This is a genomic window from Mycobacterium paraseoulense (assembly GCF_010731655.1).
GTDB classification, from domain to species: Bacteria; Actinomycetota; Actinomycetes; order Mycobacteriales; family Mycobacteriaceae; genus Mycobacterium; species Mycobacterium paraseoulense.
The window spans coordinates 4,786,948-4,809,885 of the sequence record NZ_AP022619.1; the positions used below are offsets into that span (position 1 = coordinate 4,786,948).

A 22,938-nucleotide genomic window follows, 5' to 3' on the forward strand; every position below is an offset into this window, starting at 1 on the left:
CGCTGCTAGGCTGCCATGGCTACCGGTTGCGAGGCGGGGGCTGGTGAAATCGCCCGGTCGGCCGAGTTGGTAGGCGAACGGAACAGCAGAGTCCAGGCGGAAAGAGCATCGTGCGCGGCGCAGAGATCAGGGGAGAGATCAAGGCCCTGACGGGACTGCGCATCGTCGCCGCGCTGTGGGTCGTGCTGTTCCACTTCCGGCCGATGCTTGGCGACGTGGGGCCCGATTTCCGCGACGCCCTCGCGCCGGTGCTCAACTGCGGAGCCCAGGGCGTCGACCTGTTCTTCATCCTCAGTGGATTCGTCCTGACCTGGAACTACCTCGACCGGATGGGCCGGTCATGGTCCACGCGTGCGACCCTGCATTTCCTCTGGCTGCGGCTGGCCAGGGTGTGGCCGGTGTACCTGGTCACCCTGCACCTCGCCGCCCTGTGGGTGATCTTCACCCTGCACGTCGGTCACGTGCCGTCGCCCGACGCCGGTCAGCTCACCGCGATCAGCTATGTGCGCCAGGTCCTGCTGGTGCAGTTGTGGTTCGTCCCGTTCTTCGACGACTCCAGTTGGGACGGGCCGGCCTGGTCGATCAGTGCCGAATGGCTGGCCTACCTGCTCTTCGGCCTGCTGGTCCTGGTGATTCTGCGGATGAAACAGGCGACGCGGGCGCGCAGCCTGATGGTGCTGGCGTTCGCTGCGGCGTTGCCGCCCGTGGTGATGTTGCTGGCCAGTGGCCACTTCTACACGCCGTGGAGCTGGTTGCCGCGGATCGTCACGCAGTTCGCCGCCGGCGCGCTGGCCTGCGCCGCGGTGCGCCGGTTGCGGCTGACCGATCGCGGCCGCCGCGCCGCCGGGTATGTGTCACTGCTCCTGCTGGCCGCCATGGTGGGTGTCCTCTATTGGTTCGACGCGCACCCCATCTCCGGTGTCGTGGAGAACGACAGCGGTGGGGTGGTCGACATCCTTTTCATTCCGTTGGTGATCACGCTCGCGATCGGCGTCGGCAGCCTGCCGAGGGTGCTCTCAACCAGACTGATGGTGTACGGGGGGCAGATCTCGTTCTGCCTGTACATGGTTCACGAGCTGGTGCACACCGCGTGGGGATGGTCCGTGGAGCAGTTCGAGTTGCGGCCGCAGGACAATCCCTGGAAGTGGAATGTCCTTGGGCTGCTTGCGATCGCCGTGGTGATCTCCGTCGTGATGTATCACTTCGTCGAAGAGCCCGCCCGACGCTGGATGCGCAGGATGGTCGATGTCAAAGCCGTCGCGGCCAGAAGCGAACCCGACGAGTCGCCGAGCGGCAAGGTTCATCCGATCGACCGCTCGCTGGAAGCGGTTTCGGTTCGCGCGGTGTGACGGTTGTCTTAGGGCCAGGCCTGGGCCGGCCGACGGATAATCGATGAAAACGCGGTGGCACATGACGATGCCGTTGACGGGGGAGGTAGTGGTGAGTCGTCTGGCCACGTTTGTCATCGGTCTGACGTTTTTGGTGGGTATCGGCATCGCATACCCGGCTCAGGTGCGTACCTACGACACCCTGACCCTGGATTTCCGGTTGAACCACGTGGCGGTCGTCGGGGACTCCTACACGACCGGCACCGGCGAGGGTGGGGTGGGCCCGAGGTCGTGGACCTCCCGTGCCTGGGAAGAGCTCGCCGTGCGGGGCGAACGGATCTCGGCCGACGTCGCGGCCGAGGGCAGGGCCGGCTATGGCATGCCGGGCGACCACGGCAGCGTGTTCGAGGATCTGACGGCCAGGGCCGTGCAGGGCGACGATGCGCTGGTGGTCTTCTTCGGCTCCCGTAACGACGAGACCATCGATCCGGGTGTCATCGCCGAAAAGGCCCGCAGCACATTCGATCTGGCGCGCCGTTTGGCGCCGTCTGCCCGGTTCCTGGTGATCGGCCCGCCGTGGCCGACCGCCGATGTGCCCCTTCCCATGCTGCAGGTGCGCGACGCGGTCGGGGCGGCCGCCGCGGCCGCGGGGGCGACGTGGGTGGACCCGATCGCCGAACACTGGTTCGTCGGCAGGCCCGACCTGATCGGCGCCGACGGCGTGCACCCCAACGATGCGGGGCATCAATACCTGGCGGACAAGATCGCACCGCTCATCCGCACACAGCTGTCGACCTAGGCGTGGCGGGCGGCTTCCTGAGCGAGCTGCACCCGCGACGACACGGCGAGTTTGGCGTAGACGTGCGTCAGATGAGATTGGACGGTGCGCGCGGAGATGAACATCCGCGCGGCAATGTCCTTGTTGGGCAACCCTTCGCTGACGAGCCGCACGACGTCTAGCTCGGTCGGCGTCAGGGCCTCCCAGCCGCTGGCCGGTCGCCCGCGCGCACCGCGGCCCCGCCGCGCGTAGTTGATGGCCTCGGCGGTGGACAGCGCGTCGCCCTCCGCCCACGCGGCATCGAAAGCGTTGCCCGCCAACCCTTCCCGCAGTCGATGCAGCGACGCTTCATAGTCGGCTTGGAAGGCGGCGAAGCGCACGTCGCCGTGCCGGCGTCGCATGCCGTCGGCCGCGCCGAACAGCCGGGCCGCGTGCTCGGGGTTGGTGTCGGCGGCCAGTCCGGCGAGGCGTTCGAGGGTGTCGGGCAGGTGCAGGTATCCGCCCGTGCGCTCGGCGACTTCGACGGCCTCGTGCAGGTCGCGTTCGGCCTGCTGCGGTTCACCCTGTGCGACGGCGACGCCCGCACGCGCCGTCAGCGCCATCACTCGATGGCTCCCCGGAACGGCCGCGACGGCGTCGTCCGCCCAGCGACGGGCGGCGACCAGGTCACCGCAACCCTTGATCGCGTAGGTCATTGGCACCAGGCTCCACACGAACAGTTCTTTCAGCGCAGAGGTGTGCTGCAGGGCCGCCTCGCAGGCCTGTTTGGCCGCCGCGACGTCCCCGCGTGCCAGCTCGGCGTTGGCCAGGGACACGTAGGCGGTGTCCTCGTGGAACCCGCCCATGGCGGCACCCTTTTCGAGGGCGGCTTGCGCGGCGGCGCGGCCGGCGTCGGCGTCACCGGTGAACGTCATCGTCTGCGCCAGCACCATCAGCCCGAACGTTTCCATCGGGAGATCCTGTGCCGCCCGTGCCTCCTCGACCAGCGCGCGGGCCACCCGCAGCGCCTCGGCCAGCTTGCCCTGATAAGCCAGCGCGCCGGCGAGGAACACTCGGCTGTACCGCGACATGAAGCTGTCGCCGAGCTTCTCGGCAAGGTCGCGCCCCTCCTCGCCGGCCGCCTGCGAGGCGGCCGGATCGCCGATGACGTTGGTTGCGAAGCACTCATAGGCGCGCACGTGGTAGAGCGCCGAAAGGTCGCCGGAGGCGCGGGCCAGGTCGGCCGCCTCGGCGAAAAGCGGCGCGGTGAACTCGGTGTCGTTGAACGCCAGCATGCAGCAGGTCATCAGGCAATGGGCGACGAGGCGCTGATCACCGACCTGCCGAGCGGCGGCCAACGCCTCTTCGGCGCGCTCCAGGGTGGCCGGAACCGAGTACCAGACCGCCAGCAGCCCGGCGTCGGCGACCGCTCGTATCCACACCTCGGCGGCGACCTGGTCGTCGCGGTACCGCTCGTCGCTGAAGATGGCGTCGAACCCGGCCAAGCCTTCGCGGAAACGCGCACGCGTCACCCACAGCCGTTGCAGCGCGGAGACGAGCCGCAATGCCGGCTCGAACTCGCCGGCGTCGCAACTCCAGGCGTGCGCCGCCCGCAGGTTGGCCATCTCGAGTTCGGCCCACGGCACCAACGGCGTCCCGTCGCCGCGCATCCGCGCCTCCAACGCCACCGCGGCGGCGGTGTAGTGATCGCGGTGACGAATGCGCACGGCCTCGGCTTCGCCCGACTCGGCCAGCTTTTCCAGGCCGTACTGGCGGACGGTCTCCAGCAGGCGGTAGCGCATCATGCCGTCGACTTCCTCGGTGACGATCAACGACTTGTCCACGAGCAGTCCGAGCAGGTCGATGAGCTGAAAGTGCTCCGCGTCGGTGTCGGCGCCGACGGCGTGCGCGGCGTCCAGGTCGAACCCGCCCATGAACACCGCCAGCCGGCGGAACAGGATGTGTTCAGGCTCGGTGAGCATGGCGTGGGACCAGTCGATGGAGGCGCGCAGGGTCTGCTGGCGGCGGACCGCGGTCCGCGCGCCCCCGGCCAGCAGGCGGAAGTTGTGGTGCAGCCCGTCGACGATCTGGGTCAGCGACAGCGTGCGGGTTCGGGCGGCGGCGAGTTCGATCGCCAGCGGCATGCCGTCCAACCGTCGGCAGATCTCGGCGACGGTGGACGAATTGGCCTCGGTGAGTTGGAAATCCGGCCGCGTGCGGCGGGCGCGGTCGGCGAACAGCTCGAGGGCCTCGTCGTCCATCGTCAGCGACGGCACGCGCCAGGTCAGTTCGCCGGCCATGCCGATCGGCTCCCGGCTGGTCGCCAGGACCGTGACGTCCGGCCCCGCGTCGAGCAGCGCGACGACGAGGGCCGCGCTGGCGTCCAGCAGGTGCTCGCAGTTGTCGAGCACCAGCAGCATCGTGCGGTCCCGGACGAACTTCGCCACCGTCTCCATGGTGGAGCGGCCGGGCTGATCGGCGAGCCCCAGGGTGCGCGCCAGTGTGACGGGCACGACCAGGGGATTGGTGACCGGGGCGAGATCGACAAACCAGACCCCGCCGGGGAATTCGTTGCCGACGTGCGAGGCGACCTCCACCGCCAACCGCGTCTTCCCGACACCGCCCGCGCCGGTCAGGGTCACCAGCCTGTTGTCCCGCAAGATCTGGCCGATGTCGTTGATCTGGCTGCCACGCCCCACGAAGCTGGTCAATTGGACCGGAAGGCGGGCATTGGCAACATCATTCGCCGTGCGAAGGGGCGGGAAGTCGTTACGCAGGCCGGGATGGTTGAGTTGCACCACGCGTTCCGGTCGCGGCAAGTCCCGCAACGGGTGGAGGCCCAGGTCCGTCAGCCAGGCGTCGGCCGGTAGCCGGTCGACGACCAACTGTTCCGTCGCGCCGGAAAGGACGGTCTGCCCGCCGTGCGCGAGGTCGCGCAGTCGCGCCGTCCGATTGATCGTGGGCCCGGCGTAGTTGCCGGCATCGCGCAACTGCACCTCGCCGGTGTGCAGCCCGACGCGGATGCGGATCGGCGCCGGCACGGCCAGTTGGAGTTGAAGCCCGCAGGCGACGGCGTCGCTGGCGCGGGCGAAGGCGACGACGAAGCTGTCGCCCTCGCCCTGCTCGACGGGCCGAACCCCGCCGTGGGCGGCGACCAGACTGTTGACGGTTTGGTTCAGCTGCTCGAGCGCCGCCGTCATGGTGTCGGACTGGGTCTCCCACAGCCGCGTGGAGCCCTCCACGTCGGCAAGCAGCAACGTCACGGTCCCAGTGGGCAGCTCGCTCACGCTCTGCTCGCTCCAGTCCAGCAGCGGCGCGTCCGCCGACGCGTCGATCTCGATCATGTTAGCCAGCATGCGACCGCGGTGAGCGGCAATACATCAGCGAAAGCGCGCAGACTCGGGGCGCCGAGACGCGCATTTACGACCCCGGCGGAAGGGTGGATCAGTCCTCGGCGTGCCGCTCGTAGTCCCATCGCTCGAGTCGAGCTTGCAAGTTCAGCAAGCCGAACCCGGCGACCGGAGCGGCGGCTGCAATGCAGACCAGCAGCAGCGGAGTCATTGCCACAACCTCCCAAAACCCTTCACTGATATGACGTTCGTCGCGCACCAGAGGTTCATCGCCGTTCACCCACCCGCCAGCGCCCGGTGATGAAGCGGGAGGACCGCAGACCCTCGATGTCGGGCCGAAATCCGGTCCGCTTCGCCCCCCGCTGCTCTGGGCGGGTGGGGAGTTGGCTCGGCCGGACGGTCATCGTTGCCCGCTAGGTCGCCATCCAGGCGAGCTCGCCGGGCAACTGGGCCCGCCAGTAACCGATGTCGTGTCCGCCCATCGAGAAGCCGCCCGCCGGCGGCGTTTTGAGCTGATTGACGAATTGCCGGGTGGCGAAATAGAACCGGTCGAAGGTGCCGCAATCCACGCGCAACGGAATTTGCGACAACGCCGGCACGCCCAGCACGCTGTTCTGCGTCCAGTCGTCATAGCTGTCGAAGGCCTTGGGTGCGCTTTCGGCGAACGAGCTGTACAACGCCGGGCTGATGGCGCAGATGCCCGCGGTCCGCGCCGGCCCCAGCTTGGCGCCCAGGTGCAGCGCCCCGTATCCGCCCATCGACCAGCCCATGAAGCCCACCCGGGACGTGTCGAAACCCATCGACGAAAGCATCGGCAGCAGCTCGTCGAGCACCATGGCGCCCGAGTCGGTGCCGTCGGCCCGTTTGTGCCAGTAGGAATCGCTGCCACCGTCGACACCGACGACCGCGAACGGCGGCTTGCCCTCCTTGACCAGCTGGGCCAGGCCCTTCTCGACGCCGCAGTCGAGCATCATGTTCGCGTCGCCGTCCTTGCCGTGCAGGGCGATCACCGGGCGTAGCGTCCCGGTTTGGCCCGGCGGCAACGCGATCACATAGTTCGTCTTCACCCCGCCGCGGGCCGCGGAGACGAACGAACCGGTGAGCTTGGTCGGCAAGTTGCTGCTCGCCGCCGAGGGCTCGAACGGCGCGGGCGCTTGCGGCAGCGTCGCGGCTAGCGGTCTGACCGGGTCGAGCAGGGCACTCAAGGCGAACACGCCAGCGGCTCCCAGGCCGGTGCCGGCTCCCATCCGCAGCACCGCCCGGCGTGTCAGGTCAGGCATGATCGCAATAATGCCGCGCTGACCGGGCATTCCCGCCCGAGCCACGCCGAAATGGAAGCATTGTGTGATCTGGCGTGATCCATTGGTCATGAACCGGTTATCTGCGCTGCACCGGATCAGCGCCCGGGGGCGGGCCGGGCGGCATCGTGCTAGGGCCGCCGGCGCAGCCGGCGACGGGTGTGATCGCACCGCGGAAAAGGTGAAGCTATCCCTTGCGCTGCAACATGATTCCACCCGATGAACGGCGTGTCGGCGGGGACATCGCCTCGCCCCGCCCACCGCCCGCCCGCCATAGCGCCGCGGCCGCCGGGCGGGGATGCAATCTCGACGGTTCCAACCCTCGCGCGCACGGCGGCAGTTCCGCAGGATGGAGCTTTCGCGCTTCGCGTCGTGGATTGAAAGAGGATTGAGGATGACTCTGGCGTTCCATTGGTTTCTGCCGACCTACGGCGATTCCCGGAACCTGGTGGCCGGCGGACATGGCACGCCGATGTCGGGCGACCGGCCCGCCACCCTGAAGTACCTGCATCAGATCTGCGCGGCCGCCGAAGACAACGGCTTCGAGGCGGTGCTCACCCCCACCGGATTGTGGTGTGAGGACGCCTGGTTGACGACGGCGATGCTGGTCGAGGCCACCGAGACGCTGAAGTTTCTGGTCGCCTTCCGGCCCGGGCTGCTGAGCCCCTCCCTGGCCGCCCAGATGGCCGGGACCTTCCAGCGCCACTCGAGCGGGCGGCTGCTGCTCAACGTCGTCACAGGCGGCGAACCGCACGAGCAACGGGCCTACGGCGATTTCCTGGGCAAGGAGGCGCGGTACGCGCGCACCGCCGAGTTCCTGCACGTGGTGCGCCAACTGTGGACGTCCCCGGAGCCGGTCACCTTCGCCGGGGAGCACATTCGCGTCGAGGGCGCGCGGCTGAACAACCCGCCCGATCCGGTGCCCGCGGTGTTCTTCGGCGGCTCGTCGGCACCGGCCGGCCCGGTCGCGGCCCAGCACTGCGACGTCTACCTCACCTGGGGGGAGCCCGTCGGCCCGGTGGCGCGGAAGCTCGACTGGATCCGTGGGCTGGCCGTGGACGCCGGCCGAATCCTGCAGTACGGCTTGCGGATTCATGTGATCAGCCGCGACACCTCCGAGCAGGCGTGGGCCGAGGCCGACCGATTGCTGGCCGCCGTCGACCCGGAAGACGTCGAGCGGGTGCAAGCCAGCCTGGCCCGCAGCGAATCCGAGGGCCAGCGCCGCATGCTGGACTTGCACGGCGGCAACAGCGGCCGGCTGCTGGTGGGCCCCAACCTGTGGGCCGGCGTGGGCCTGGTCCGCGGGGGCGCGGGCACCGCCCTGGTCGGATCGCACGCCGAGGTCGCCGAACGGCTGGCCGAATACGCCAAGCTCGGCATCACCCACTTCATCCTGTCGGGATATCCGCACCTGGAAGAGGCCTACTGGTTCGGCGAGGGCGTGCTGCCGTTGCTGGAGCGAAAGGGCTTGTGGCGCCATCCTAACCGGCCCAACCGCCAGTCGCATCCGGCATCCGCGACGCCGTTCGCGGTCGCCTCGGCCCACTGAGGCCATGGCCGCCCCGCGGCAACGCCGTAGCGACCGCGGCGGGGCCGGTGTTCAACAAGGTGTTCTTTCCCAGGGAGAGATCCCCGCTCGGACCGCCATCGTCGGCGTGCCCGCCACGGCGCTGATCCGCGAGCAAGACCTACATCTTTGAGCCGACTTCGCACTATTGTCGTTCCCGTCGGGGAGCCGCGAGGAAGCGAGTAGCCAATGAGTGACGCGAACGTCGCCGGTTTCGAGCCGCTGTACGACGAGGCGGCGCATCCCGATGGGAGGATCCCCTGGGACATCGGCGGGCCGCAGCCGGCGGTGCAGCAGTTGGTGGCGTACGGAGCCATCCGCGGCGAGGTCCTCGATCCGGGTACGGGCCCCGGCTATCACGCGATTCACTTTGCGGCGCATGGGTATTCGGCCACCGGGATCGACGACTCGCCCTCGGCCATCGAGCGCGCCAAGCGCAATGCCCAGCGGGCCGGAGTCCAGGTCGATTTCCAGGTCGCCGATGCCACCAAGCTGGAAGGGTTCGAAGGCCGGTTCGACACGGTGGTGGACAGCGCCTTCTATCACGTCTTCCTCAACGACGGGGTCATCCAGACGAGGTACGCGCAGGCGCTGCACCGGGCCACCAAGCCGGGCGCGCGCCTGTACATGTTCGAGTTCAGCCCCCACAACGTCAACGGCCTGCAGTGGACCGCCATACCCGCCGACAACTTCGAGCGAGTGTTCGGTGCCAACGGATGGCGCATCGACTACCTCGGCGGCACGACCTACCAGGCCCGCTTCCTCAAGGAGACGTTCGACGCCATGAAGACGTTCGCGTCCGAGGAGCAGGGCGAGATTCTGCAGCGGATGCGGCCGCTGGTGCACCGGCTGGGCGTCATCGACCCACTGCTGGAAGACCACCGGGTGCACCTCCCGGTGTGGTCCGTGGTGGCCACCCGCCTGGACTGAAGGCCGGCGGCAAGGTCGGCATGGGCAGCACTCCGCAATTACGCCAAGGGCTGTCGCAGCGCCAACTCAGCATGATCGCGCTGGGCGGCGTCATCGGCGCCGGCTTGTTCGTCGGCTCCGGTGTGGTGATCAAAGACACCGGCCCGGCGGCATTCCTGACGTACGCGCTGTGCGGGCTGCTGATCGTGCTCGTGATGCGCATGCTGGGTGAAATGGCGGCCGCGGATCCGTCGACCGGATCGTTCGCCGATTACGCGGCCAAAGCCCTGGGCGGCTGGGCGGGGTTTTCGGTCGCCTGGCTGTACTGGTACTTCTGGGTGATCGTGGTCGGCTTTGAGGCGGTCGCGGGCGGGAAAGTCCTCAACTACTGGTTCCACGCGCCGCTGTGGCTGCTGTCGCTGTGCCTGATGGTCTTGATGACGCTGACCAACCTGTTCTCGGTCTCGTCGTTCGGCGAATTCGAATTCTGGTTCGCCGGAATCAAAGTCGCGACCATCGTGATCTTCCTGGTCGTGGGCACCGCGTTCGTCCTGGGCGTGGTGCCGGGCCATGCCGGGGGCTTGGCGAACCTGACGTCGCACGGTGGATTCCTGCCCAAGGGCGCCGGGGCCGTCTTCGCCGCCATCGTGGTGGTGATCTTCTCGATGGTCGGCGCCGAGATCGTCACCGTGGCCGCCGCGGAAAGCCGGGACCCGCAACTCGCGGTCCAGAAGGCGACGAGGTCCGTGGTCGCGCGGATCGGCGTCTTCTTTGTCGGTTCGGTCTTCCTGCTGGTAGTCGTATTGCCCTGGGACTCAGTTGAACTCGGCGCCTCGCCGTATGTGGCCGCGCTGAGCCACCTGGGGCTGCGCGGTGCCGATCAGGTGATGAACGCCGTGGTGCTCACCGCGGTGCTGTCGTGCCTGAACTCCGGGCTGTATACCGCGTCGCGCATGCTGTTCGTGCTCGCCGACCGGGGCCAGGCCCCGATGCGGTTGATCAGGCTGAGCGGACGTGGCGTTCCGCACATCGCCATCCTGTGCTCCTCGGCGGTGGGTTTCGGCTGCGTCGTCATGGCGCGCGTCGCGCCCAACACCGTGTTCCTCTTCCTGCTCAACTCATCGGGCGCCATCATCTTGTTCGTCTACTGGCTGATCGCGGCGTCGCAGATCGTCCTGCGCCGTCGCACCCCCGCCGAAAAGCTGCGGGTGAAAATGTGGTTCTTCCCGGTGTTGTCCATCCTCACCCTCGCCGGAATCACCGCCGTGCTGGTGCAGATGGCGTTCGACCGCTCGGCGCGCAGCCAGCTGTGGCTCAGCCTGCTGTCGTGGGCGGTGGTGGTCGGGGTGTACTTCGCCGCCCGAGCCCGCAGCCGAATACCGTTGGAGCGTATTGCGTTTCGCGGGCGCCGTGGCGTCGACTCTTGACGCCGGTGGAGACGGCGAGCTTGCCAAGGCTGAGCAGGGCAGCGCCCGTTCCGCCGAAGAAGGCCTCGGCCATGTCGAGGGCGGACACCTCGGCGGGCGCGGGTAGCAGAGTCAGCCAGGCGACGGCGTCGTCGCGTTCGGCGTTGGCGTACAACCGCACCGGCACCGGCATCCACTTGCCGATTGCACCGCTGGGTGCCCGAACCCAGCCGATGTCAGTCACCACGGCGCAGCCGTCGAGCAATCGCACGTAGTCCCACCCGAGTCGCGCGTCCGCCCACAACGCTCCCGGTGTGATGCGGTGGAATCCCGGGCCGAACTCGTAGAGCAGCCGCAGCCGAGTTCCGGTTCGCCGCGCCCGATCGACCAGCGGCGCGAAGACCCGCTCGTAATCTGCTGCCGTGACCGTGCCGTCGGCCTCCAGCGCCTGAATGCCGGCTGGCATGCCAGAAAGTTCCTTCAGCACGACGAACCCCTCCCGGGATCAATCATTGTCCATAGCAACTATTGCATAGTAATATTATTGCCGCAACGCCGTCGGCTGGAAGGGTGCGCATGAAAATCGCCATCGTCGGTGCCGGCATCGCCGGGCCCACACTTGCCTACTGGCTATGGCGGTACGGCCACGAGCCGACACTGATCGAGAAGGCGCCACGGCTCCGCACGGGCGGCTACGTCGTGGACTTCTGGGGTGGCGGTTATGCCGTCGCCGAACGCATGGGCCTTGCCGACGAATTGCAGGCCGCAGGATATGTCGTGCAGGAAGTGCGACTCGTGAACGAGAATTCGCGACGGTTGGGCGGATTTTCGACCGAATCGTTTCGGCGCAACCTCGATGGCCGGTTCGTCACGGTGTCCCGTGGGGACCTGGCGGCGGCGATCTACGGCTTGATCGACCACCATGTCGAAACCCTTTTCGGAGAGAGTGTCTCGGCCGTCACCCAGCATGACTCCGGTGTGCGGGTCACGCTCGAGAGCGGCCAATCACGACAATTCGACCTGCTCGTGGGTGCCGGGGGTATCCATTCGCCGGTGCGGAATCTGGTCTTTGGCCAGGAGTCTCGATGTGAGACCGACCTCGGCTACCGGGTCGCCGCGTTGGAAGCCGACGGCTACCAGCCGCGTGATGAACTCGTCTACCTCGCTTACACGATGCCTGGGCGCATGATCGCGCGATTCGCGATGCGCGGCGAAAAGACCCTGCTCTTCTTCATTTTCACCGCTGACCGGATGAGCGGTCCGGATCCACAGGATGTGTCGCAGGCCAAGACCGCCCTGCGGCAGGTATTCGGCGACGCCGGCTGGGAATGCCGGGAGATCCTGCGCCATGTCGACGCGGCCGCCGATGTGTACTTCGACCGCGCGAGCCAAATCATCCTCGACCGCTGGTCGAATGGCCGGGTCGTGCTGATCGGCGATGCCGCGGCGGCGGTCTCGCTGCTGGCGGGCGAGGGTGCGGGTCTGGCGATGGTGCAGGCCTACATCCTGGCGGGTGAGATCAGTGCCGCGGGAGCGGATCATCAGGATGCATTTCGTCGGTACGAGCAACGGTTGCGTCCGATCGTGGAGGCCAGGCAGCGGTCGGCGCGCGGATTCGGCGCCATGTTCGCGCCAAGGACGGCGCTCGGCCTGTGGACCCGCAATCAGGCGTCCAGACTGCTGAACATTACGCCGCTGGCCGACTGGATCGTCCGGCGCGAATTCCGCGATGACATCGCGTTGCCCGAGTACGTCGGGTGACTTCGCCGTCGCGCCTACCGCCCGGTTCACTCTGTCTTGGTGAGCAGCACCGCCTGCTCGAATGGCAGCCTGGCGAAAATCCCTCGCACGCCGGGGCTTACGTGCTCCGCCGCTTCGGCGTTGGAGACCACCCTCGGGTCGGCGAGGCCGAAGCTCTTGCCGTTGCGGCGCATCCGGCCGCCGCCCGCGGCGGTCAGGTTCTTCAGCCAGTCCCGGTCCGGGCCGTAGGTCAGCAGGATCGCCACCCCGGGCTTACCGTCGACCTCGGTGCTGAACACATTCACCGGCGTGCGGTACGGCGTGCCCGAGCGGCGGCCGACGTGCTCGACGATCGCGAACGGCGGCAGCCAGCCGGCCCACAGCCGCTGAATCGGATTGGTGACGTGGCGGTTGAACCGGGCCAGTCCCTGCGGCATCTGCATACCGTTATCCAACTCGCCCGCGCCGCCCGGCATCAACCCAACTTTTCGCGACAACCGGGTCCAGTGGCTTAACGGGGGCGACTCGCCAGGTAACGAAGCGGACCAGCGCGCCGCGAGGGTAGCCGACCGGCAAGGCGATGGCTGGCCCTCCTGCTACACCCTGTAGTTGAACCGGACGCGGAGGCTGGGACACTGGTTGTCATGGGTAGCAGTGACCGGGCGACCGCGCACGCCGCGACGACGGCGGCGTCGGCCCGGCTGTTCGAGGACGCGTGCGCCGTCATCCCCGGCGGGGTGAACTCGCCGGTGCGGGCGTTCACCGCGGTGGGCGGGACGCCGCGCTTCATCACCGAGGCGCACGGGTGCTGGCTCACCGACGCCGACGGCAACCGCTACGCCGACCTGGTCTGCTCCTGGGGCCCGATGATCCTGGGGCACGCGCACCCCGCCGTCGTCGAAGCCGTCGCCACCGCCGCCGCGTCCGGCCTGTCGTTCGGGGCGCCCACCCCGGCGGAGAGCCAGCTGGCCGCCGAGATCATCAGTCGGGTGGCGCCCGTCGAACGGGTCCGGCTGGTCAACTCCGGCACCGAGGCCACGATGAGCGCGATCCGGCTTGCCCGCGGGTTCACCGGCAGGCCCAAGATCGTCAAGTTCTCCGGCTGCTACCACGGCCACGTCGACGCGCTGCTGGCCGACGCGGGGTCCGGGGTGGCGACGCTCGGCCTGCCGTCCTCGCCCGGGGTGACGGGCGCGGCGGCGGCCGACACCATCGTCCTGCCGTACAACGACACCGACGCGGTGCGGCAGACCTTCGCCGAATTCGGCGAACAGATCGCCGCGGTCATCACCGAAGCCAGCCCCGGCAACATGGGCGTCGTCCCACCCGCGGCCGGCTACAACGCGGCGCTGCGCGCGATCACCGCCGAGCACGGTGCCCTGTTGATCGTCGACGAGGTGATGACCGGGTTCCGGGTAAGCCGAAGTGGTTGGTACGGAATCGATCCCGTCGCCGCCGACCTGTTCACCTTCGGCAAGGTGATGAGCGGCGGGCTGCCCGCCGCCGCGTTCGGCGGGCGCGCCGAGGTGATGGAGCGGCTGGCGCCGCTGGGGCCGGTGTATCAGGCCGGCACGTTGTCGGGCAATCCGGTCGCCGTGGCCGCCGGCCTGGCGACGCTGCGCGCCGCGGACGCGGCCGTCTACGCCGCCCTGGACGCCAACGCCGACCGGCTGGCCGGCCTGCTGGCCGAGGCGTTGACCAGTGCCGGTGTGCCGCATCAGGTTTCGCGGGCGGGCAACATGCTCAGCGTGTTTTTCTCCGACGCGATGGTGACCGACTTCGCGTCCGCGCGGGCCAGCCAGACGTGGCGCTACCCGCCGTTCTTCCACGCCCTGCTCGACGCGGGCGTCTACCCGCCGTGCAGCGCCTTCGAGGCCTGGTTCGTCTCGGCGGCGCTGGACGACGCGGCATTCGACCGGATCGCCGACGCCCTGCCCAACGCGGCCCGCGCATCCGCCGGAGAGGACAAGCCCTGATGGCCGAGCAAACACGCGTCCACGTCGTGCGCCACGGCGAGGTGTACAACCCCAGCGGCGTCCTCTACGGCCGGCTGCCCGGATTCCACCTGTCCGACCGGGGCCGTGATCAGGCGGCCGCGGTCGCCGATGCGCTGGCCGGCCGGGACATCGTCGCGGTGGTCGCCTCCCCGCTGCAGCGGGCCCAGGAAACCGCCGCACCCATCGCCGCCAAGCACGACGTGGCCGTGGACACCGACCATGACCTGATCGAGTCGGCGAACTTCTTCGAGGGCCGCCGCGTCGGCCCGGGCGACGGCGCCTGGCGCGACCCGCGGTTCTGGTGGCAGCTGCGCAACCCGTTCACCCCGTCGTGGGGCGAGCCGTACGCCGAGATCGCGGCGCGGATGACCACCGCGGTGGACAAGGCCCGCGCCCGGGCAGCCGGCGGCGAGGTGGTGTGCGTCAGCCATCAGCTGCCGGTGTGGACGCTGCGGCTGCACCTGACCGGCAAGCGGCTGTGGCACGACCCGCGCCGACGGGAATGCGGGCTGTGCTCGATCACGACCCTGGTGTACGAGGGCGACCGGCTGGTCACCGTCGAGTACGCCGAACCGGCGGCGCCTTGATCCCCCCGCGACTGGTGGCGGCCGGGGTCGTGCTGACGACCCTGCTTGCCGGCTGTTCCTCCGGCCGGGACGCGGTCGCTCAGGGCGGCACCTTCGAATTCGTCTCGCCCGGCGGGAAGACCGATATCTACTACAACCCGCCCTCGAGCCGCGGTCACCCCGGCGCGCTCTCCGGGCCGGACCTGGCGGACCCCGCGCACCCGCTGTCGCTGGACGACCGGATCTTCGCGGGCCGCGTCGTGGTCATCAACATCTGGGGGCAGTGGTGCGGCCCGTGCCGGGCCGAGGTCAGCCAGCTGCAGCAGGTGTACGACGCCACCCGCGACGCCGGGGTCTCTTTTCTCGGCATCGACGTGCGCGACGCCAACCGGCAGGCCGCGTTGGACTTCGTCAACGACCGCCACGTCACGTTTCCCTCCATCTACGACCCGGCGATGCGCACGCTGATCGCGTTCGGCGGCAAGTACCCCACCACCGTGATCCCGTCCACGCTCGTCCTGGACCGCGAACACCGGGTGGCGGCGGTGTTCCTGCGCGAACTGCTGGCCGCCGACCTGCAGCCCGTGGTGCAGAAGGTGGCCCGCGAGTGACCGGGTTCACCCAGATCGCCGCCGCCGGACCGCTTCTGGTGGCCCTCGCCGTCTGCCTGCTGGCGGGGCTGGTGTCGTTCGCCTCGCCGTGCGTGGTGCCGCTGGTCCCCGGCTACCTGTCGTACCTGGCGGCCGTCGTCGGCGTGGACGAGCAGCCGCCACCGGGCGCGATCAAGGCTCCACCCTCGGCGCGCTGGCGGGTCGCCGGCTCGGCGGCGCTGTTCGTCGCCGGGTTCACCACGGTGTTCGTGCTGGGCACCGTCGCGGTTCTCGGGATGACGACCACGCTGATCACCAACCAGCTGCTGCTGCAGCGGGCCGGTGGCGTGCTGACGATCGTCATGGGGCTGGTCTTCGTCGGCCTCATCCCCACCCTGCAGCGGCAGGCCCGGTTCAGCCCGCGGCAGCTGACCACGGTCGCCGGGGCGCCGCTGCTGGGCGCGGTGTTCGCCCTGGGCTGGACCCCGTGCCTGGGGCCGACGTTGGCCGGCGTGATCACCGTGGCCTCGGCCACCGACGGCGCGAGCGTGGCCCGCGGGATCGTCCTGGTGATCGCGTACTGCCTGGGTCTGGGCATCCCGTTCGTGCTGCTGGCCTTCGGCTCGGCGGGCGCCGTGGGCGCCCTCGGCTGGCTGCGCCGCCACACCCGGGCCATCCAGGTCTTCGGCGGCGCGCTGCTCATCGCGGTCGGTGCCCTGCTGGTGACCGGGGTGTGGAACGACTTCGTCTCCTGGCTGCGCGACGCCTTCGTGTCCGACGTGAGGCTGCCGATTTGAGGCAAGTCCTGGCCTGGGGCCGCAACACCTGGCGCGCGTTGACCTCGATGGGCACCGCGCTGGTGCTGCTGTTCCTGCTCGCGCTGGGCGCCATACCCGGCGCCTTGCTGCCGCAGCGCAGCCTCAACGCCGGCAAGGTCGACGACTACCTGAAGGCCCACCCGGTCATCGGGCCGTGGCTGGATCGGCTGCAGGCGTTCAACGTGTTCTCCAGCTTCTGGTTCACCGCCATCTACGTGCTGTTGTTCGTTTCGCTGGTCGGCTGCCTGACCCCGCGGATGATCGAGCACGCGCGGAGCCTGCGCGCCACCCCGGTGGCCGCGCCGCGCAACCTGGCCCGGCTGCCCAAGCACGCCCGCGCGCAGATCCAAGCCGGGGCCGACGAGCTGAACGCGCTGGCCAACACGATCACCGGCAGGCTGCGGGGCTGGCGGACGGCCATCCGGCACGAGGGCGAGGCCGTCGAGGTGTCCGCCGAGAAGGGTTACCTGCGCGAATTCGGCAACATCGTCTTCCACTTCTCGCTGCTTGGCCTGCTGGTCGCGGTGGCCGTCGGCAAGCTGTTCGGCTACGAGGGCAACGTCATCGTCATCGCCGACTCCGGCCCGGGTTTCTGCTCGGCCTCGCCGGCCGCGTTCGACTCGTTCCGCGCGGGCAACACCGTCGACGGCACGTCGCTGAATCCCATCTGCGTCCGCGTCAACGACTTCCAGGCGCACTACCTGCCCTCGGGGCAGGCCACCTCGTTCGCCGCCGACATCGACTATCAGGCCGGGCACGACCTGGCGGCCAACAGCTGGCGGCATTATCTGCTGGAGGTCAACCACCCGCTGCGCGTCGGCGGGGACCGGGTTTACCTGCAGGGCCACGGCTACGCGCCCACCTTCACCGTGACCTTCCCGGACGGGCAGACGCGCACGTCGACCGTGCAATGGCGACCCGACAACCCGCAGACCCTGCTCTCGTCCGGGGTGGTGCGCATCGACCCGCCCGCCGGCAGCTACGCAGGCGCCGCCGAGCGCCGCCAGCACGAGATCGCGATCCAGGGCCTGCTCGCGCCCACCGAGCAGCTCGACGGCACGCTGTTGTCGTCGCGCTTCCCGGCCCTGAACGCCCCCGCGGTGGCCGTCGACATCTACCGCGGCGACACCGGGCTGGACACCGGGCGGCCCCAATCGCTGTTCACGCTGGATCCCCGGCTGATCCAGCAGGGCCGGCTGACCAGGGAGAAGCGCGTCAACCTGCGCGCGGGTCAGGAAGTCCGCATCGATCGGGGCCCGGCGGCGGGCACCGTCGTCCGCTTCGACGGCGCCGTGCCGTTCGTCAACCTGCAGGTCTCCCACGACCCCGGGCAGAGCTGGGTGCTGATCTTCGCCATCACGATGATGGCCGGGCTGCTGGTATCGCTGCTGGTGCGCCGGCGCCGGGTGTGGGTCAGGCTCGCTGAGGCCGGCGGCGAGGCGGCCGGTACGGTGAACGTCGAACTGGGTGGCCTCGCGCGCACCGACAACTCCGGGTGGGGCGATGAGTTCGAGCGGCTGACCGAGCGGGTGCTGACCGGTCTGGGCCGGCCCGGTGTGGCGGAGCCCCCCGCGTCCAGAAGGAGTTCTCAGGTGGACGTCAAATGAACACGGTGCACGTCAACATCGGCTTGGCGCGGTACTCCGACTGGGCGTTCACGTCGGCCGTCGTGGCGCTCGTCATCGCGTTGCTGCTGCTCGCGTTCGAGCTGGCCTACGCCGGTGGCCGCCGCGTCGACCAGCGCGAGCGAGTCTTGGCCGGCGCGATCTCCTCGGACAGCTTGACCCCCGGCATCGTGGACGAGGTCCCCCAGCGCCCGTTCGACGAGCGCGTCGGGCGGGCCGGGCTGGCCGTCGTCTACCTCGGCATCGGCCTGCTGCTCGCCTGCATCGTGCTGCGCGGCCTGGCCACCCTACGGGCGCCGTGGGGCAACATGTACGAGTTCATCAACCTGACCTGCATGTGCGGGCTGCTCGCCGGCGCCCTCGTGCTGCGCCGCCCGCAATACCGCCCGCTGTGGGTTTTCCTGCTGGTGCCGGTGCTCATCCTGCTCACCGTCTCCGGGCGCTGGCTCTACACCAACGCCGCCCCGGTGATGCCCGCACTGCAGTCCTATTGGCTGCCGATCCACGTTTCGGTGGTCAGCCTGGGTTCCGGGGTGTTCATGGTCGCCGGCATCGCCAGCATCCTCTTCCTGCTGCGCACCTCCCGACTGGGTGACGAGGACGCCGGCGGCGCGTTGGCCCGCATCGTGCGGCGGTTCCCCGACGCGCAGACGCTGGACCGCGTCGCCTACCGGACCACGATCTTCGCCTTCCCCGTGTTCGGCTTCGGGGTCATCTTCGGCGCGATCTGGGCCGAGGAGGCCTGGGGCCGGTACTGGGGCTGGGACCCCAAGGAGACCGTGTCGTTCGTCGCATGGGTGATCTACGCCGCCTACCTGCACGCCAGGTCGACGGCGGGGTGGCGGGACAGGAAGGCGGCCTGGATCAACGTCGCGGGGTTCGTGGCCATGGTCTTCAACCTGTTCTTCGTTAACCTGGTCACCGTGGGCCTGCATTCATATGCGGGCGTGGGGTGACCGCCAGCGACCGACCCAGGTAAGACGACAAGGGGGAGTGCACGTGTCCGACCATCCACAGACCGGCGTGGGGGCGCCCGATCACCCGACCACGCAGTTGCCTCCGCAGGGGCCGCCCGCATCGCCGTCGCCGGCGCACGACGCTGACGAATCGCCGGCCGAAGGCAGCGAAGCGCCCACCCGCGCCTTCGCCGGATTCCGCACCCAGGGGCGGGTCCCCGGTCCCGAGCGGCGCGAGTCCGCGCCACCCACCCTGGCCAGGCCGGCGGGAATGCCGCCGTGGGATTCCACCCCGGTGACCGGTATCCCGCGGGTCGACCCGACCGCCTACGGCGCCTACTACACCGGCCCGACCGAGGCGCCGCCCGCGCAAGCCCCGCCGCGGCCCGAGCCCCTGCCGCACACGCCGTACCCGGAGCTGTCCACCGGCATGTTGCTGCGGCCGGTCAAGCCGCCGCCGTCGGAGGGCTGGCGCCGGCTGCTCTACGACCTGTCCGGCCACCTGATCAACCTCGGGGAGAGCCCGCGGGCCGCCCGCTACAACAACCTGGTGGCGCAGGTGAACCGGCCGCTGCGCGGCTGCTACCGGATCGCGCTCATCTCACTCAAGGGGGGCGTCGGCAAGACGACCATCGCCGCGACCATGGGCGCCACGTTCGCCTCCATTCGCGGTGACCGGGTGGTCGCGGTCGACGCCAACCCCGACCGCGGCACCCTGAGCCAGAAGATCCCGCTGGAGACGGCGGCGACGGTGCGTCAGCTGCTGCACGACGCCGGGACCATCGAGCGCTACAGCGACGTCCGCCGCTACACCTCGAAGGGCCCCAGCGGGCTGGAAGTGCTGGCCTCGGAAACCGATCCGGCCATCTCGGAGGCGTTCAGCGCCGACGACTACACCCGGGTCCTGGACGTCCTGGAGCGGTTCTACGGCCTGGTGCTCACCGACTGCGGGCCGGGACTGCTGCACTCGGTGATGTCCTCGGTGCTGGAGAAGGCCGACGTACTCGTCGTGGTCAGCTCCGGATCCATCGACGGGGCGCGCAGCGCGTCGGCGACGCTGGACTGGCTGGACGCGCACGGCCACGAGGAGATGGTCCGCAATTCGGTCGCGGTCATCAACGGGGTGCGGTCGCGCACGGGCAAGGTCGACATGAACAAGGTGGTCGACCACTTCTCGCGGCGGTGCCGCGCGGTCCAGGTGGTGCCGTTCGACCCGCACCTCGAAGAGGGTGCGGAAATCGACTTGGATCGGCTCAAGCGGTCGACCCGCGAGGCGCTGACCGAGCTGGCGGCCATCGTCGCCGGTGGATTCCCGGGCGATCAGCGCAACCCCGGAGTCGCGTAGCGCGAGCCGTTAACGGGGGTTGTCCCCGTGACCTAACCGCCGCAAGAACTCTGGATCATCGTCGGGCCCGATAACGCGCGTCTTCGGCCGGTTGATTTGCGACCGCGCCGTGCGCCAGCCAACGTAGATCAGCGTCCCCAACATCAGGACCAGCAGCAGGTAGAGCACTCAACACCTCCTTTGACGAATATACCTGCGTCGTAGGCTCTCCCTGTGTCAGAAGGAACCGGCGACAACAGCACTGGGGACCGGGTGGACGACGGCCCGGCCCGGGGCGCCCGCCATCGGGCGGTCGTCGACGTTTCGCTCTACGCGGTCGCGCGGTTGCTGCTGGCGGTGGCGCTGGCGGCCGCGATCTACGGGGTGGCCCGCCTGATCGGGGTCAGCGAGTTCCCGATCGCCGTCGCCGCGTTGTTCGCCCTGATCATCGCGATGCCCCTGGGCATCTGGCTGTTCGGCCCGCTGCGCCGGCGCGCTACCGCGTCGCTGGCCATCGCGGGGGAACGCCGGCGCCGCGACCGCGACCAGCTGCGGGCGCGGTTGCACGGCGAACCGCCGCCCGACGAGCCGAGCGACGGTGCGTGATCAGTAGGTGGGCATCCGGACGACCTGCGCGGCATAGCTGAGGCCCGCGCCGTAGCCGATCAGCAGGGCCAGGTCGCCCGGCTTGGACGCGCCGGTGGCCAGCAGTTCGGCCATCGCCAGGGGAATGGACGCGGCCGAGGTGTTCCCGGTGTGCTCGATGTCGTTGGCGACGACGGCGTCCGGCCGCAACTCCAGGCCCTTGGCCAGGACCTCGTTGATGCGGCTGTTGGCCTGGTGCGGCACGAACACGTCTATCTCGTCGGGCCGCACACCCGCCGCGTCCATCGCCTGCCGGCCGACCTTGCCCATCTCGAACGCCGCCCACCGGAACACCGCGCTTCCCTCCAGCCGCAGGAACGGGCGGGGGCCCGTGGGGGCGTCCATGTAGTCGATCCAGTCGATGTCCTGGCGGATCGCCAGAGCCTGTTCGCCATCACTGCCCCAGACGGTCGGACCGATGCCCTGATCGGGCGTCTCGCCCACGACGACCCCGGCCGCACCGTCGGCGAAGATGAAGCAGTTGGTGCGGTCCTGCATGTCCACCGTGGGGGACAGCTTCTCCGAACCGAGCACCAGCACCTTGGCGGCGGTCCCGCCGCGGATCATGTCGGCCGCGACACCGAGCGCGTAGCCGAAGCCCGCGCACCCCGCCGAGACGTCGAACGCGGGCACGCCGGTGGCGCCCAGCGCCGCGGCGACCGCCGGGGCGCAGGCCGGGGTCTGCAGGAAATGCGTGCTGGTCGCGACGATCACGCAGTCGACGTCCGACGGCGTCAGCCCGGCCTTGGCGATCGCCTCCCGCCCCGCCTCGGTGGCCATCGACGCGGCGGACTCGTCGCGGGCGGCGAATCGGCGGGTCTTGATCCCGGTCCGCGAGAAGATCCACTCGTCGGAGGACTCGATGTTCTCGCATATCTCGTCGTTGGTGACCACGCGCTCGGGGCGATACGCCCCGACGCTGAGCAACCCGATGTTCGTCGGCCCACTGGTCGCGGCGATCTGCTTCATTGCCTGTCCCCGATCGGTGCTCGTGAAACGGTCGTCGTCCCGACGCCGGTCCCTCATTGTTATCGGATCCGGCCCCGCTATTGCACTCGAGTGTGCATCCACGGCGGCGACACGCCGACAAACCCCGCCGTCGGCGCACAGTCAACGCCGTCGGTGTCACCCTCGATCAGCCGGCCAGCGCCAGGGCGGCGGCCACCGCGATCGCCCAGGCGACCATCGCCAGGCCGGTATCGCGCAGCACGGGAATCAGCTCCGGGCCGCCGCGCCCCGACCGCACCGGACCCGCCGCGCGCAGCGCCAGCGGCGTGGCCACCAATCCCACCGCGCACCACGGTGTGGCCGCCATCAGCACCAGGGTCGACACCCCGGCGGTCGCCAGCAGCGCCTGATACAGGACGCGGGTGCGGGCGTCGCCCAGCCGCACCGCCAGGGTGATCTTCCCCGACCGCTCGTCGGTGGGAATGTCACGCAGGTTGTTGGCCACCAGCACCGACGACGACAGGGCGCCGATCGACACCGCCAGCGCCAGCCCGACCCAGTCCACCCGCAGCGCCTGGGTGTACTCGGTGCCCAGCACGGCCACCAGGCCGAAGAACACGAACACCGCGACCTCGCCGAGACCGGCGTAGCCGTAGGGTTTTGCGCCGCCCGTGTACAGCCACGCGCCGGCGATACACACCGCGCCCACCGCGATCAGCCACGGCGCGCTGACCAGCGCGAGCGCCACGCCGGCGGCCGCCCCGGTCGCCAGGCTCGCCACGGCGGCCGCCAGCACCGACCGGGGGGTGGCCAGCCGCGAACCCACCAGGCGCACCGGGCCGGCCCGGTCGTCGTCGGTGCCGCGGATGCCGTCGGAGTAATCGTTGGCGTAGTTGACCCCGACGGTCAGCGCGAGCGCCACGGCCAGCGCCAGCAGCGCCTTCCACCACACCGCCGATCCCAGCCACGCCGCCGCGCCGGTGCCCGCGACCACCGGCGCCACCGCGTTGGGCAGCGTCCGCGGCCGCGCACCCGAGATCCACTGCCCGAAACTGGCCACCCACGCATCCTGCCAGGAGCCGGCCGCGCCCCCGCACCCGCAATCGGGCAGGGG

At 69.6% G+C, this 22,938-nt stretch carries 21 protein-coding genes; 14 read left to right on the plus strand and 7 right to left on the minus strand.

Annotated elements, in window-relative coordinates; translation table 11 throughout:
* The first annotated feature begins 110 nt into the window (after positions 1 to 110).
* Together G6N51_RS22295 and G6N51_RS22300 are read left to right on the plus strand one after the other, a co-directional pair.
* Positions 111 to 1,349: an acyltransferase family protein gene (locus G6N51_RS22295; protein WP_083172277.1), complete on the plus strand. Its 1,239-nt coding sequence runs from the start codon at positions 111 to 113 to the stop codon at positions 1,347 to 1,349.
* A 91-nt stretch (positions 1,350 to 1,440) separates the two neighbouring features.
* Positions 1,441 to 2,127 (plus strand): Rv0518 family GDSL lipase, encoded by a 687-nt coding sequence (locus G6N51_RS22300; RefSeq protein WP_083172469.1) that lies wholly within the window; start codon positions 1,441 to 1,443, stop codon positions 2,125 to 2,127.
* On the opposite strand, the gene G6N51_RS22305 is transcribed toward G6N51_RS22300, so the two are convergent.
* Positions 2,124 to 5,441 (minus strand): helix-turn-helix transcriptional regulator, encoded by a 3,318-nt coding sequence (locus tag G6N51_RS22305; RefSeq protein ID WP_083172274.1) that lies wholly within the window; start codon positions 5,439 to 5,441, stop codon positions 2,124 to 2,126. The genes G6N51_RS22300 and G6N51_RS22305 overlap by 4 nt on opposite strands.
* A 407-nt stretch (positions 5,442 to 5,848) precedes the next feature.
* Positions 5,849 to 6,715: an alpha/beta hydrolase gene (locus G6N51_RS22310; protein WP_276056065.1), complete on the minus strand. Its 867-nt coding sequence runs from the start codon at positions 6,713 to 6,715 to the stop codon at positions 5,849 to 5,851.
* 412 nt (positions 6,716 to 7,127) lie between these two features.
* Here G6N51_RS22310 and G6N51_RS22315 point away from each other — a divergent pair, with 412 nt between their 5' ends.
* From G6N51_RS22315 to G6N51_RS22325, 3 genes are all read left to right on the plus strand, one after another.
* Complete coding sequence (locus G6N51_RS22315; protein ID WP_083172269.1) at positions 7,128 to 8,282, plus strand: LLM class flavin-dependent oxidoreductase; 1,155 nt, start codon at positions 7,128 to 7,130, stop codon at positions 8,280 to 8,282.
* A gap of 207 nt (positions 8,283 to 8,489) precedes the next feature.
* Entirely contained in the window at positions 8,490 to 9,230 is a 741-nt protein-coding gene (locus tag G6N51_RS22320) for a class I SAM-dependent methyltransferase (protein ID WP_142274987.1), read from the plus strand.
* Between the two features lie 20 nt (positions 9,231 to 9,250).
* The gene (locus G6N51_RS22325; RefSeq protein ID WP_083172465.1) at positions 9,251 to 10,636 is read left to right on the plus strand and encodes an amino acid permease; all 1,386 of its coding nucleotides are present in this window, start codon (positions 9,251 to 9,253) and stop codon (positions 10,634 to 10,636) included.
* Here G6N51_RS22325 and G6N51_RS22330 read toward each other — a convergent pair.
* Positions 10,524 to 11,081, minus strand: a complete 558-nt coding sequence (locus G6N51_RS22330; RefSeq protein ID WP_232078452.1) for a SpoIIAA family protein — start codon at positions 11,079 to 11,081, stop codon at positions 10,524 to 10,526. The genes G6N51_RS22325 and G6N51_RS22330 overlap by 113 nt on opposite strands.
* 110 nt (positions 11,082 to 11,191) lie before the next feature.
* On the opposite strand from G6N51_RS22330, the gene G6N51_RS22335 reads away from it, so the two are divergent.
* The gene (locus G6N51_RS22335; RefSeq protein WP_083172264.1) at positions 11,192 to 12,376 is read left to right on the plus strand and encodes an FAD-binding domain; all 1,185 of its coding nucleotides are present in this window, start codon (positions 11,192 to 11,194) and stop codon (positions 12,374 to 12,376) included.
* Between the two features lie 26 nt (positions 12,377 to 12,402).
* On the opposite strand, the gene G6N51_RS22340 is transcribed toward G6N51_RS22335, so the two are convergent.
* On the minus strand, positions 12,403 to 12,798 hold the full coding sequence (locus tag G6N51_RS22340) for a nitroreductase family deazaflavin-dependent oxidoreductase (protein WP_083172262.1): 396 nt from the start codon (positions 12,796 to 12,798) through the stop codon (positions 12,403 to 12,405).
* 201 nt (positions 12,799 to 12,999) lie between these two features.
* Here G6N51_RS22340 and hemL point away from each other — a divergent pair, with 201 nt between their 5' ends.
* Genes hemL through G6N51_RS22375 form a run of 7 tightly spaced genes read left to right on the plus strand, consistent with a single transcriptional unit; the run spans position 13,000 to position 20,252 of the window.
* The gene (hemL, locus tag G6N51_RS22345; RefSeq protein WP_083172259.1) at positions 13,000 to 14,331 is read left to right on the plus strand and encodes a glutamate-1-semialdehyde 2,1-aminomutase; all 1,332 of its coding nucleotides are present in this window, start codon (positions 13,000 to 13,002) and stop codon (positions 14,329 to 14,331) included.
* Positions 14,331 to 14,939, plus strand: a complete 609-nt coding sequence (locus G6N51_RS22350) for a histidine phosphatase family protein (RefSeq protein ID WP_083172257.1) — start codon at positions 14,331 to 14,333, stop codon at positions 14,937 to 14,939. Before hemL ends, G6N51_RS22350 begins: the two co-directional genes overlap by 1 nt.
* Positions 14,936 to 15,529 (plus strand): TlpA disulfide reductase family protein, encoded by a 594-nt coding sequence (locus G6N51_RS22355; protein ID WP_276056064.1) that lies wholly within the window; start codon positions 14,936 to 14,938, stop codon positions 15,527 to 15,529. The genes G6N51_RS22350 and G6N51_RS22355 overlap by 4 nt, the downstream gene beginning before the upstream one ends.
* Positions 15,526 to 16,305 (plus strand): cytochrome c biogenesis CcdA family protein, encoded by a 780-nt coding sequence (locus tag G6N51_RS22360; RefSeq protein WP_083172254.1) that lies wholly within the window; start codon positions 15,526 to 15,528, stop codon positions 16,303 to 16,305. The genes G6N51_RS22355 and G6N51_RS22360 overlap by 4 nt, the downstream gene beginning before the upstream one ends.
* A 47-nt stretch (positions 16,306 to 16,352) precedes the next feature.
* A complete protein-coding gene (locus tag G6N51_RS22365; RefSeq protein WP_083172251.1) occupies positions 16,353 to 17,933 on the plus strand; it encodes a cytochrome c biogenesis protein ResB in 1,581 nt (526 codons plus the stop codon).
* Positions 17,930 to 18,907 (plus strand): c-type cytochrome biogenesis protein CcsB, encoded by a 978-nt coding sequence (gene ccsB / locus G6N51_RS22370; RefSeq protein WP_083172248.1) that lies wholly within the window; start codon positions 17,930 to 17,932, stop codon positions 18,905 to 18,907. Before G6N51_RS22365 ends, ccsB begins: the two co-directional genes overlap by 4 nt.
* Before the next feature lie 43 nt (positions 18,908 to 18,950).
* Complete coding sequence (locus tag G6N51_RS22375; protein WP_083172461.1) at positions 18,951 to 20,252, plus strand: MinD/ParA family ATP-binding protein; 1,302 nt, start codon at positions 18,951 to 18,953, stop codon at positions 20,250 to 20,252.
* 9 nt (positions 20,253 to 20,261) lie between these two features.
* On the opposite strand, the gene G6N51_RS22380 is transcribed toward G6N51_RS22375, so the two are convergent.
* Complete coding sequence (locus G6N51_RS22380; RefSeq protein ID WP_142274984.1) at positions 20,262 to 20,420, minus strand: hypothetical protein; 159 nt, start codon at positions 20,418 to 20,420, stop codon at positions 20,262 to 20,264.
* An 84-nt stretch (positions 20,421 to 20,504) separates the two neighbouring features.
* Between G6N51_RS22380 and G6N51_RS22385 the strand changes: the two genes are divergently transcribed.
* Positions 20,505 to 20,837, plus strand: a complete 333-nt coding sequence (locus G6N51_RS22385) for a DUF4229 domain-containing protein (protein ID WP_142274994.1) — start codon at positions 20,505 to 20,507, stop codon at positions 20,835 to 20,837.
* On the opposite strand, the gene G6N51_RS22390 is transcribed toward G6N51_RS22385, so the two are convergent.
* Both G6N51_RS22390 and G6N51_RS22395 read right to left on the minus strand, forming a co-directional pair.
* A complete protein-coding gene (locus G6N51_RS22390; RefSeq protein WP_083172244.1) occupies positions 20,838 to 21,845 on the minus strand; it encodes a beta-ketoacyl-ACP synthase III in 1,008 nt (335 codons plus the stop codon). It abuts the gene before it with no gap.
* A 166-nt stretch (positions 21,846 to 22,011) separates the two neighbouring features.
* Positions 22,012 to 22,884, minus strand: a complete 873-nt coding sequence (locus tag G6N51_RS22395; RefSeq protein ID WP_083172241.1) for a 1,4-dihydroxy-2-naphthoate polyprenyltransferase — start codon at positions 22,882 to 22,884, stop codon at positions 22,012 to 22,014.
* Between the last annotated feature and the right edge of the window lie 54 nt (positions 22,885 to 22,938).